The following is an 11,426-nucleotide window of genomic DNA, read 5'->3' as shown; positions in this document are numbered from 1 at the left end:
CCGCAGGAGGACGTGCCGTGCCGGACGCCGAGGAACTGATCAGCGACGCCCTCGCGGCGGTGCGGGGCACCGACGTACGCCTCGCGGAGCGGCAGCTGGACCGACTCATGATCGGCACCGGCGCCGCGGACGGCGCGGCGGCGGTGGACGCCGCGCTCCTGCGGCGCCTGGCCCGGGGCGTCGGACGGCTGGCGCGGCACGGCTGGCAGCCGGTCGACCTGACCCGGCTCGCCGCCCGCCGGCTCGACACCCGCGCCGTCGGGCTGGTCACCGACGCGCTCGCCGCGCAGCGCCGCGGGCTGACCGGGCCGGTGCCGCCGTGGTGGGACGACCAGCTACGCGACCTGGGCGCGGCGGTGTGGTGGGACGCCGACGAGACCCACCTGGTCGGCTGGTCGGCCCGCACCGGCTGCGACCGGTTCACCGCCCTGCGGACGGCGGTCGACGTGCTGGCCCTGGTCGAGGGGCTGCCGCCGATCGCCGTGCTGCGGCCGCCGCCCGGCGCCACCGGGGCGGGCACCGCACGCGGCGGGGCGGCCGGCGGCTCCCGGATGCTCGACCGGGTGCGGGCACTGCTGGCCAAGGCCGAGTCGACCACCTACCCGGCGGAGGCGGAGGCGCTGACCGGCAAGGCCCAGGAGCTGATCGCCCGGCACAGCATCGACCAGGCGCTGCTGGCCGGGGTCGCCGAGCCCGCCGACCAGCCCGGCGGGGTACGCCTCGGCACCGAGCCCCCGTACGCGGGCGCGAAGGCGCTGCTGGCCCAGGAGGTGGCGGCGGCGAACCGCTGCGAGGCCGTCTGGTCGGACGACCTCGGCTTCACCACGGTGCTGGGCTGGCCGGCCGACCTGGAGGCGGTCGAGCTGCTCTACACCTCGCTGCTCGTGCAGGCCACCGCCGCGATGCTGCGCGGCAGGGACGAGCGGCGGACCAGGGGCGGCGGCCGGCGGACCAGGGACTACGACGAGTCCTTCCTCAACGCCTTCGCGCTGCGGATCGGTGAGCGGCTGCGGGCGGCCACGGAGGACGCGGACCGGCAGGCGGCGGCGCGCACCGGGCCGGAGCGGCTGCTGCCGGTGCTCGCCACCCGCGCCGAGGCGGTACGCGAGCGCGTCGACTCGCTCTTTCCCGGCGTCACCCGGTCCCGACTGAGCGTCCGCGACGCCGACGGCTGGTCGTCGGGCACGTCCGCCGCCGACCGCGCCTCGCTCGGTCCCGGCCCGGGCCCGAAGCGCCAGGTACGTGGCCGACGCTGAAATCCCTCCCGTCGGGTTGTCGGAAACGGCGGGTCGGCTCCGACCTCTCCCCGGAACGCGCCACCATGGGCGCGATCGACGACACGAGGAGCAGGCGATGAAGTACATGCTGCTGATCTGGAACCGCCCGGGATTCGTTGAGGAACTGTCGGAGCAGGAGCGTGCCGCGCTCTTCGGCGAGGTCGACGACATCATGCGGGAACTGACCGAGTCGGGCGAGCTCGTCGGCGGCGAGGCCCTGGCGGACCCGTCGCAGGCGCGTACGGCGCGGCTGGTCGGTGACCGGCCGGAGGTGACCGACGGGCCGTTCATGGAGAGCAAGGAGCAGTTCGCCGGCTACCTGATGGTCGACTGCGACAGCCCCGAGCGGGCCGCCGAGATCGCCGCCAGCTGGCCCGACGTGCGGCTGGGCTTCGGCGCGCTGGAGGTGCGGGCGCTCATGGGCGAGGCCGGGACCGAGGAGTGAGCGGAGCGCGGATCGAGGACCTGCTGCGCGTCCTGGCGCCGCAGGTCCTCGGGCTGCTCGTGCGCCGGCACGGCCAGTTCGACGCCGCCGAGGACGCGGTGCAGGAGGCGCTGCTGGCCGCCGCGACGCAGTGGCCGGCGCAGGGAACTCCGGACAACCCCCGGGCCTGGTTGCTCACCGTCGCCACCCGCCGGCTGACCGACGAGTGGCGCAGCGAGCGGGCCCGCCGGGACCGGGAGGCCGCGCTGGCCGCCCGCGAGCCGGCGTACGCGGGTGTCGCCCCCGCGGCGGACGAGCAACCCCCCGACCGGGACGACACCCTGATGCTGCTGTTCCTCTGCTGCCACCCGGCGCTGGCCCGGTCGGCGCAGGTCGCGCTGACGCTGCGCGCGGTCGGCGGCCTCACCACCGCGCAGATCGCCCGGGCGTACCTGGTGCCCGAGGCGACCATGAGCCAGCGCATCCGCCGGGCCAAGCAGCGGATCGGGGCCACCGGGGCCCGGTTCACCCTGCCCGGGCCCGGGGAACGGGACGAGCGGCTGCGGGCCGTGCTCCAGGTGCTCTACCTGGTCTTCAACGAGGGCCACACCTCGTCCGGCGGGCCGGACCTGCACCGGGTCGACCTCACCGCCGAGGCGATCCGGCTGGCCCGTCTGCTGCACCGGCTGTTGCCGGACGACGGCGAGGTGGCCGGGCTGCTGGCGTTGATGCTGCTCACCGACGCCCACCGGGCGGCCCGGACCGGGCCGGCCGGTGAGCTGGTCCCGCTCGCCGAGCAGGACCGCGCCCGCTGGGACCACGCCGCCATCGCCGAGGGGATCGCCCTGATCACCGAAGCGCTGACCTGGTCGCCGCCGGGCCTGTACCAGCTCCAGGCCGCGATCGCCGCCGTGCACGCCGAGGCCCCGTCCGCCGAGCGGACCGACTGGCGGCAGATCGTCGCGCTCTACCGGCTGCTCGCCCGGGTCTCCCCGAGCCCCGTGGTCACCCTCAACCAGGCGGTGGCCGTCTCCATGGTCGAGGGGCCCCGGGCCGGCCTCGCCATGCTCGCCCCGCTCGACGCCGACGACCGCACCGCCGGGCACCACCGGCTCGCCGCCGTCCGCGCCCACCTGCTGGAGCTGGCCGGCGAGCCGGAACCGGCGCGGGCGGCGTACCTGGCGGCGGCCCGGGGGACGACGAGCCTGCCGGAGCAGCGCTACCTGGAGTTGCGGGCCGCGCGCCTGGCTCCGGGCGCCGGGACGGCCGGGCAGCGGCTGCCCCGGGCGGGCACGTCGAGCGACGTGGGGTAGCGGTCGACCGACGCCTCAGACCGCCCGCCCCGGGGATCCCGTGAGCGCCTGCCGGGCGATCCGCTCCCGTTCGGCCGCGTCCCGTTCGGCCGTTTCCCGTTCCTCGGCCGCCCGTACGTCGTAGGCGGCGCGGGCGGCGGCGATCTCGCGCTGGTGCGTCTCCGTCCAGGTCACCAGGGCCCGGATCGTCTCGTGCAGGGTCGCCCCGAGCGGGGTGAGGGCGTAGTCGACCCGGGGCGGCACCGTCGGGAACACCGTGCGGCTCACCAGGCCGTCGCGTTCGAGGTGCCGGAGCGTACGCGCGAGCATCCGCTGGCTGATCCCGTCGATCTGCCGACGCAGCTCGGTGAAGCGCAGGCTGCGCTTGTCGAGCAGCGCGATCACGAGCAGGGACCACTTGTCGGCCACCCGGTCGAGGATCTGGCGGACCTCGCAGTCCTCCCTGGTGTCCCACTGGAACACGTCGTAGTCGGCGTCGGTATCCCCGCAGTTACCGAGGGACCGCGAAGTTCCGTCTTCCATGGCCGTTGATGGTGCCTGACGATCCTCCTGGTTACAAGAAGGAACCGGCATGCACGGGGAGAACCGAGGGCAGCCGGTCCAGCGGAAGGAGCCGATCAACCATGGCTACATCAGCCGGTCGCACGGACCGACGGGCGTGGGGCGTGCTGCTCGTGTTGTGCGGGGCGATCTTCCTGGAGGGGATCGACGTCGCGATGCTGAACGTGGCGCTGCCGGCGATCCGGGCGGACCTCGGCCTGTCGACCGGGATGCTCAGCGGCGTGGTGAGCGCGTACGTCCTCGGCTACGGCGGCTTCATGCTCCTGGGCGGGCGGGCGGCGGACCTGCTCGGCCGCCGCCGGATGTTCCTGCTGGGGCTCGTCGTCTTCCTGGCGTTCTCCGGTCTCGGCGGTCTCGCCAGCGAGGGCTGGCTGCTGCTGGTGGCGCGCTTCGTCACCGGCGTCGCCGCCGCGTTCATGACCCCCGCCGGACTGGCCCTGGCCACCAACGCCTTTCCCGTGGGACCGCAACGCACCAGGGCGCTGGGCGTGTACGCCGGCATCGGCGCCGGCGGCTTCTCGCTGGGCCTGGTCGCCGGCGGCCTGCTGGCCTCCGTCGGCTGGCGCTGGGTGTTCTTCGCCCCGGTCATCCTCGCCACGGTCATCCTCGTGGCCGCGGTCGTCCTGCTCAGGGACACGACGGAGAAGGTCAGGCCGACGGGTGGGTTCGACCTCGCTGGCGCGCTGAGCGTCACGGGCGCGATGCTGCTGCTCGCCTACGGCGTGGTGCGCCTGGAACACGCCGGCGAGGGCACGGGGCTCACCGTCGGGGTGTTCGCCGCCGGCCTGGCCCTCGTGGCGGCCTTCGTCGTGATCGAACGGCGCTCGGCCAACCCGCTGGTGCGGCTGGGCATCCTCCGCTCCGGGCCGCTCGTGCGCACCAACGTCGGGGCGCTGCTGTTCCTGGGTTCCTTCGCAGGCTTCCAGTTCATGATCACGCTCTACCTTCAGGAACTGCGGGGTTGGACTCCGCTACAGACCGGCCTGGCGATGCTCGTCGTCGCGATCGACATGATCCTGTCCCCCACGCTCACTCCCCGGCTCGTCGACCGCTTCGGCCACGTCCGGGTCCTGCTCGGCGGCATGCTGTCGGCCGTCCTCGCGTACGCGCTGTTCCTGCCGGTCGCGCCCGACTGGACGTACGCGGCGATGCTGCCCGGCATGCTCCTGCTCGGCCTGGCGTTCTCGTTCGCCTACGGTCCCCTGACCATGGCCGCCACCGACGGGGTCGACGAGCGCGAGCACGGGCTGGCCGGCGGCCTGCTCTACACGTCGATGCAGCTCGGTACGGCGCTCGGCGTCTCGGCGGTGACCGCCGTCAGCGCCGCCGCGGCCGACGGCGCACCGGGCAGCGGGATCGGGATGGCGGCTGTCCGGCACGGGCTCGTCGTGCCGGTGGTGTTCGCGGTCGTCGCCGCGATCGTCACCGCGTTCGGTGTCCGTCGCGGGTCCGCCACCTCCGCGGCGCCCACGCCCGTGTCCGTCACGGCTGCGGCCTGAGGCGGGGAGTGGGCACGTTCTGCGGCTCAGGCCGTGGCGCGTACAGGTGATCCGGGGCACCGACCTGCACGGCCGGATCCGGCGGGCGGACGCCCCCGACTGACGGCGGCCGGGCGGAGTCCGTCCAGGCGGCCGGGCGGGAGGCCCGGGAGCCAACGTGGATCCGGTCGGCGGTCCCCTCGGTCAGGGCACGGCGGGGGCCGTCGGGCTCGGTGGGGTGACGCCGGCCGGGGCGGCGGCCTGCTCCCGCGCCGCGTCCCGGCATCCCACCACCAGCACCCAGAGCGCCACCATCGCGGCGGCGCGCCGCGCATACACGACGGATCGGGACACGATGCCTCCCGTTCGGGTCTCAGCCGTCTGACGGGGCACGGATCTCAGCCGACGCCGGGCGGCGCGACGTCGTCCTGCCAACGAGTGGCCACACCCGGGGGACACGTCGGCCGTCCTGAGCCGGTACGCCCTCGGTGTACCCCGCCCGGCCGCCACCCAACCACCCGAACGCCCCGGCGTCGGCGCCTCCCGATCGCGGCACCGCGGCGACCTCGGGCTGACAGCGCCGCGCCGCCGGCCCGGTGACGGGTCGGCGGCGCGGCACGGTGGGATCAGGCGACCGGTCGGAAGCCACGCAGCCGGAGGCTGTTGGCGACCACGAAGACCGAGGAGAACGCCATCGCGGCGCCCGCGATCATCGGGTTCAGCAGGCCGGCGGCGGCCAGCGGCAGGGCCGCCACGTTGTAGGCGAAGGCCCAGAACAGGTTGCCCTTGATGATGCCGAGAGTGCGCCGGGAGAGCCGGATGGCGTCCACGGCGGCCATCAGATCGCCCCGGACCAGGGTCAGGTCGGACGCCTCGATCGCCACGTCCGTGCCGGTGCCCATGGACAGGCCGAGGTCGGCCTGGGCCAGCGCGGCGGCGTCGTTGACCCCGTCGCCGACCATCGCCACCGTCCGCCCCTCGTCCTGGAGCCGCCGCACCACGGCGACCTTGTCGGCGGGCAGCACCTCGGCGATCACCTCGTCGATGCCCAGCTCGGCGGCGACCGCGTTGGCGACGGTGGTGTTGTCACCGGTCAGCAGCACCGGGGAGAGGCCGAGCGCGCGCAGCCGCGCGATCGCCGCCCGGCTCGTCGGCCTGACCACGTCCGCCACCGCGAGGACCCCCCGCGCCCGGCCGTCCCAGCCGACCAGCACCGCCGTCCGCCCCTCGGCCTCCGCCGTGCTCGCCGCCCGTTCGACCTCCTCCGGTACGTCGAGGCCGTGCTCGCGCAGCAGCCGGGCCCGGCCGACCAGCACCTCCCGGCCCTCGACCGTCCCGCTCACGCCGAGCCCCTCGGCGTTGGCGAAGCCGGTCACCGGCGGCAACGTGCCCGCCTCGGCCGCGCCGGCCGCCACCGCCTGGGCGATCGGGTGCTCGGACGCGGACTCCAGCGCGCCGGCGAGCCGGAGCAGCTCGGCGCGGTCCTCGCCGTCGGCCGGGAGCACGTCCACCAGGGTCATCCGGCCGGTGGTGACGGTGCCGGTCTTGTCCAGCACCACGGTGTGCACCTGCTTGGTGGACTCCAGCACCTCCGGCCCCTTGATCAGGATGCCGAGCTGCGCGCCCCGGCCGGTGCCGACCAGCAGGGCGGTCGGCGTCGCGAGCCCGAGGGCGCACGGGCAGGCGATGATCAACACCGCCACGGCGGCGGTGAACGCCGCGGTGGCGCCCCCTCCGGTGCCGAGCCACCAGCCGAGGGTGCCCGCCGCGAGGGCGATCACGATCGGCACGAAGACGCCGGAGATCCGGTCGGCCAGCCGCTGCACCGCCGCCTTGCCGCTCTGCGCCTGCTCGACCAGCCGGGCCATCTGGGCCAGCTGGGTGTCGCCGCCGATCCGGGTCGCGGTGACCACCAGCCGGCCGCCGGCGTTGACGGTCGCGCCGACCACGGAGTCGCCCGGGCCGACCTCGACCGGGACCGACTCGCCGGTGAGCATGCTCGCGTCGACCGCCGAGGTGCCCTCGTCGACCACCCCGTCCGTGGCGATCTTCTCGCCGGGCCGGACCACGAACCGGTCCCCCACGACGAGCTGGTCCACCGGGATCCGGGTCTCCGTGCCGTCGCGCAGCACGGCGACCTCCTTGGCGCCCAGCTCCAGCAGGGCGCGCAGGGCCGCACCGGCCGTCCGCTTCGCCCGCGCCTCGAAGTAGCGGCCGGCGAGGATGAACACCGTCACCCCGGCCGCCGCCTCCAGGTAGATGTTGCCGGCGCCGTCACTGCGGTTGATCGCGAGGGTGAACGGGTGGGTCATCCCCGGCGTACCCGCGGTGCCGAGGAAGAGCGCCCAGATCGACCAGCCGAACGCGGCCAGCGTGCCGAGGGAGACCAGGGTGTCCATCGTCGCCGCGCCGTGCCGGAGGTTGATCCAGGCCGCCCGGTGGAAGGGCAGGCCGCCGTAGACCACGACCGGGGCGGCCAGGGTCAGCGACAGCCACTGCCAGTAGTCGAACTGCCAGGCGGGGACCATCGCCAGGACGATCACCGGCACTGTGAGCACGGCCGAGACCCACAGGCGGGTACGCAGGGCGTGTAGTTCGTCCACCCGCGCGGCGGCCGGCTCCGCGCCGGCGGGTGCGGGCGGGGGCGGCAGGGCGGCGGTGTAGCCGGTCTTCTCGACCGTGGCGATCAGGTCGTCCGGGGTCACCTCGTCGGCGTACCGGACGGTGGCCTTCTCGGTGGCGTAGTTGACCGTGGCGGTCACCCCGTCCATCCGGTTCAGCTTCTTCTCGATCCGGGCCGCGCAGGAGGCGCAGGTCATCCCGCCGATCGCCAACTCGATCTGGTTCGGCGCGTACGGCAAGGGCTTGCTGCTGGTCGTCATCACGGATCCCGTCAGTCGTGCCCGTGACCGGGGACGCCGTGGCCGGCGTCGGCGGTCGGGGAGCTCGTGGCGGCGGGCGTACTGCTCGCCGTCGGGACGCCCGTCGGGGCCGGGGCGACCGGCCCTGCCGGGCTGCCGGCGACGACGGTGAACTCGGCGGTACGCACGACGCCGCCGTGCTTGAAGTCCAGGTAGAGCCGGTAGGCACCGGCCGACGGCATCTCCGCCGAGAAGCTCACGTCGGGGCCGGGCCTGGTCGACCCGTCGCCCGGCTCGCCGTGCGGGTGCACGTGCAGGTACGCCAGGTCGCCCTGACGCAGCGCCACCAGGTGGCCGTAGGCCCCCAGGTAGGGCTCAAGATCGGTGACCGGCGCGCCGTCGCGGCTCACGGTCAGGGTCAGGTCGGCGGTGCGGCCGGGCTGGGGCGTGCCGGCGAGGGTGACCGTGTAGCCGTCGACCGTGGTGCTGGTCGCCGGGGCGGGCAGGGGCCGCCCGGTCAGCGCGCCGGGTACGGTCACGTCGACGCCGAGCGTCAACGCCTCGCCACCGGTCGGGGTGAAGTCGGCGAACGCCCGCCAGACGCCGGGTCCGCCGAGCGGCGAGTCGACCCGCCAGGTGCCGTCCGCCCCCATCTCGGGGTGTACGTGCCGGAAGCCGGAGAGGTCGCGGCGGGCGACGATCAAATGCATGCGCTTGTCGTGCGCCACGTCGTACGCGGTGACCGCCCGGCCGTCGGGGCCGGTGACCTGGAAGGCGAACTGCCCGGCCGCGGCGTCGACCGGGCGGAGGGTGTAGCCGCGGTCGGAGACGAGCAGCCCGCCGGGCAGGTGGGCCGCGCCCCCCTGCTCGCCTCCGTGGTCGCCCTCGCCGGTGGCCCCGTGGTCGCCGCTGGGGTCGTGACGGGTCTCGGCGGGCGGGGTCACGGGGCCGGCCACGCGGCCGACCCCGTACGTCGCGCCGAACACCGCCGCGATGCCGAGGGCGAAACCGCTCAGCTTCGTCGCCGTGTTCATGGTGTGCCTCGTTTTCTCCGTGGCCGTCAGGCGCCGACGAGCTCGTAGCCGGCCTCGTCGACGGCGGCGCGCACGGTGTCGGTGTCCAACGGACCTGCACTGGTGACGGTGACCTTGCCGGCGGCGACGTCGACCTGTACGTCGTTGACGCCCGTGATCGCGCCGACCTCGGCGCTGACCGAGGTGGCGCAGTGCCCGCAGGTCATGCCCTGCACCTGGTACGTCGTGGTGACCATCGAACTCTCCTCTCGACTCCGCCAAGCCTATACCCCCAGGGGGTAAATCGGAGGCGGAACGCTGCCTAGATCATGTACCCCTACCGGGTGGGGGTATCGGACACCGAGCACCGTACCATACCCCCGAGGGGTACGGTATCCTCGACCCCATGACCACACCGACGCCCGCCCCGACCCGGGGCTACACCGCCACCAAGGACCAGCTGCTCGCGCGGCTGCGCCGCGTCGAGGGGCAGGTCCGAGGCATCGAGAAGATGGTCGACGAGGACCGCTACTGCATCGACGTGCTCACCCAGATCTCCGCGATCCAGGCCGCTCTGGACAAGGTCGCGCTCGGCCTGCTCGACGGGCACTCGCGGCACTGCATGCGCGAGGGCGCCGCCGAGGGCCGCGCCGACGAGATGGCCACCGAGATGATGGCCGCCGTCGGGCGCCTGATGAAGCGCGGCTGAGTCCGCGGCCCCCCGACGGCGGGACTCCCGCACCCGCCTTTGGCTCGCGATCTTGCACTTCCAGCCCCCACTCTGGGTTGAAATGTCGGCTTTGTCCGGGCATGAAGTGCAAGATCGCCGAGGGGCCGGCAAGGGGCAGGGCGGAGTGATGTCTCGTTCGGGGCGGTTTGGGTGGCGCGGCGGGGTCCGCGGTCTCGGGGGCCAGCGCGGCGCGCATGGGCCCGGGGCCCGGGGGCCAGCGCGGCGCGCATGGGCCCGGCGCCCCCCGAAAGAGGCGCCGGGGCCACCGGATCACAACCGACCGAGGATCTTCCTCATCGTGTCGATCTCGGCCTGCTGGCTGCTGACGATCTGCTCGGCCAGGGCCTTGGCCTCAGCGTTCATGCCCCGGGCCAGTTCGTCCCGAGCCATGGTGATCGCGCCCTCGTGGTGGGCGATCATCATGGTCAGGAACTGCCGGTCGAACTCCCGGCCCGAGGCCGCCGCCAGCTTCGTCATGTCGGCGTCGGACATCATGCCGGGCATGCCGTGGTCCATGTGCGGCATCTCGGCTCCCGGCGACTGCGCGGGCCTCCCCCAGGCCGTCAACCAGCCGCTCATCGTGGCGATCTCGGGCGCCTGCGCCGCCTTGATCTCCGCGGCGAGCCGCTTGACCTCCGGGTCCGCCGCGCGCGTCGCGGCCAGGTCCGCCATCTCCACCGCCTGCTGGTGGTGCGGAATCATCATCTGGGCGAACATCACGTCGGCGTCGCCGAAGGCGGCCGCGCCGGTGGCGGTGGCCGACGGCCCGCCGCTGCCGGGCGTGCCGTGCCCCGTGCCTGGCGACGAGTGGTCGTCGTCACCACAGGCGGTCACGGCGAGGACGGCGGTGAGGGCGACGCCGGCCAGGGCGGCACGGCGCACAAGGGTACGAATAGTCATGTCTTGGGCCTTTCGATGTCGGAACGTACGCAGCACGACGAGGGCGCGGAACGGCGTACCGCCGGACCGCACCGGACGCGTCCTATCTGCGCAGCACCGAGACCGTGGCGAGCCGCAGGCCCACCGGCCGGGGTGGCGGGGCCCGGGACGAGGGAGCGGAGCCGCCCGAGCCACCCCCCGGCGGGCCGGCAGCGCGTACGACGGCCGACAGCAGCGCGGCGAACAGCAGGGTGACCGCGAACGCACCCAGCACCGCCAGGCACACGCCCCAACCGGGCAGCCCTCCGCCCGGGCCACTGGACGGCAGGAGCCGGTCGGACCCGCAGTCACCGGGGCAGCCCGCGCCGGACCGGAGAACCGATCCGGCGGCGTACGGGAGAAGGGTGTCGGGCCGGGCCACCACCGGCGCGCCCACCCCGTCGCCGTGCGAACCCGGCCCGGCGGCGTGTGCCGGCCCGGCGGCGTGTGCCGGCGGGGTGCCGGAGTGTCCCGTCGGGTGCGAGTCGTGGCCGATGGTGTGCATCGCGGCCAGACCGAGCAGCGTGCAGACGAGCAGCGGGACCCGGGCCCACCACGCCGCCGTCACCGTCGTCCGCACACCTGGGACGCTAGCGGGTCGGCCCGGCCGCCGCGGGCCACCACGCGGGCACGACACCCGACCGGGACCGGAATCACAACGGTTCCGGCCGGACCCACACCCCGACACCGCCCGCACGAACTGCGCCGGGACGCCGGGGTGGCTACCATTCGGCCGGTGACCCTCCGGATTTCGTACCGCCCGCCGCGCGCCCCCGACCGGGCGGGGGACGACGACCGCGGCACGTCACCGCACCGCCGCACGGGTACGGTCCACGCCCCGGCAACGCGAC

12 protein-coding genes are annotated in these 11,426 nt (G+C 74.7%); 5 read left to right on the top strand and 7 right to left on the bottom strand.

Annotated elements, in window-relative coordinates:
- Nucleotides 1-17 precede the first annotated feature (17 nt).
- From ABZ809_RS03880 to ABZ809_RS03870, 3 genes are all read left to right on the top strand, one after another.
- On the top strand, nt 18-1,256 hold the full coding sequence (locus ABZ809_RS03880) for a DUF2786 domain-containing protein (RefSeq protein WP_357560878.1): 1,239 nt from the start codon (nt 18-20) through the stop codon (nt 1,254-1,256).
- A 97-nt stretch (nt 1,257-1,353) separates the two neighbouring features.
- Nucleotides 1,354-1,722, top strand: coding sequence for a YciI family protein (locus tag ABZ809_RS03875; RefSeq protein ID WP_357560877.1), 369 nt, complete (start codon nt 1,354-1,356; stop codon nt 1,720-1,722).
- Nucleotides 1,719-3,014, top strand: coding sequence for a sigma-70 family RNA polymerase sigma factor (locus ABZ809_RS03870; RefSeq protein ID WP_357560876.1), 1,296 nt, complete (start codon nt 1,719-1,721; stop codon nt 3,012-3,014). Before ABZ809_RS03875 ends, ABZ809_RS03870 begins: the two co-directional genes overlap by 4 nt.
- Nucleotides 3,015-3,029: 15 nt before the next feature.
- Here the strand turns inward: ABZ809_RS03870 and ABZ809_RS03865 are convergent, their stop codons facing one another.
- Nucleotides 3,030-3,536, bottom strand: coding sequence for a helix-turn-helix domain-containing protein (locus ABZ809_RS03865; RefSeq protein ID WP_357560875.1), 507 nt, complete (start codon nt 3,534-3,536; stop codon nt 3,030-3,032).
- Between the two features lie 101 nt (nt 3,537-3,637).
- On the opposite strand from ABZ809_RS03865, the gene ABZ809_RS03860 reads away from it, so the two are divergent.
- The gene (locus tag ABZ809_RS03860) at nt 3,638-5,074 is read left to right on the top strand and encodes an MFS transporter (protein WP_357560874.1); all 1,437 of its coding nucleotides are present in this window, start codon (nt 3,638-3,640) and stop codon (nt 5,072-5,074) included.
- A 183-nt stretch (nt 5,075-5,257) separates the two neighbouring features.
- Here the strand turns inward: ABZ809_RS03860 and ABZ809_RS03855 are convergent, their stop codons facing one another.
- The 4 genes from ABZ809_RS03855 to ABZ809_RS03840 all read right to left on the bottom strand — a co-directional run bounded on the left by ABZ809_RS03855 (nt 5,258) and on the right by ABZ809_RS03840 (nt 9,184).
- Nucleotides 5,258-5,407, bottom strand: a complete 150-nt coding sequence (locus tag ABZ809_RS03855; protein WP_357560873.1) for a hypothetical protein — start codon at nt 5,405-5,407, stop codon at nt 5,258-5,260.
- 272 nt (nt 5,408-5,679) lie between these two features.
- The gene (locus tag ABZ809_RS03850; RefSeq protein WP_357560872.1) at nt 5,680-7,935 is read right to left on the bottom strand and encodes a heavy metal translocating P-type ATPase; all 2,256 of its coding nucleotides are present in this window, start codon (nt 7,933-7,935) and stop codon (nt 5,680-5,682) included.
- Between the two features lie 11 nt (nt 7,936-7,946).
- Complete coding sequence (locus tag ABZ809_RS03845) at nt 7,947-8,948, bottom strand: hypothetical protein (protein ID WP_357560871.1); 1,002 nt, start codon at nt 8,946-8,948, stop codon at nt 7,947-7,949.
- Between the two features lie 26 nt (nt 8,949-8,974).
- Nucleotides 8,975-9,184 (bottom strand): cation transporter, encoded by a 210-nt coding sequence (locus ABZ809_RS03840; protein ID WP_357560870.1) that lies wholly within the window; start codon nt 9,182-9,184, stop codon nt 8,975-8,977.
- Nucleotides 9,185-9,333: 149 nt separating this feature from the next.
- Here ABZ809_RS03840 and ABZ809_RS03835 point away from each other — a divergent pair, with 149 nt between their 5' ends.
- On the top strand, nt 9,334-9,636 hold the full coding sequence (locus tag ABZ809_RS03835; protein ID WP_357560869.1) for a metal-sensitive transcriptional regulator: 303 nt from the start codon (nt 9,334-9,336) through the stop codon (nt 9,634-9,636).
- A 291-nt stretch (nt 9,637-9,927) separates the two neighbouring features.
- Here the strand turns inward: ABZ809_RS03835 and ABZ809_RS03830 are convergent, their stop codons facing one another.
- Complete coding sequence (locus tag ABZ809_RS03830; RefSeq protein WP_357560868.1) at nt 9,928-10,557, bottom strand: DUF305 domain-containing protein; 630 nt, start codon at nt 10,555-10,557, stop codon at nt 9,928-9,930.
- An 82-nt stretch (nt 10,558-10,639) separates the two neighbouring features.
- A complete protein-coding gene (locus tag ABZ809_RS03825; RefSeq protein ID WP_357560867.1) occupies nt 10,640-11,155 on the bottom strand; it encodes a hypothetical protein in 516 nt (171 codons plus the stop codon).
- Nucleotides 11,156-11,426 lie beyond the last annotated feature (271 nt).

This window comes from Micromonospora sp. NPDC047074 (genome assembly GCF_040643815.1).
In the GTDB taxonomy this organism is placed as follows: Bacteria; Actinomycetota; Actinomycetes; order Mycobacteriales; family Micromonosporaceae; genus Micromonospora.
Note: the sequence above shows the minus strand (reverse complement) of the source record. Positions and strands in the feature narration are given on the sequence as shown.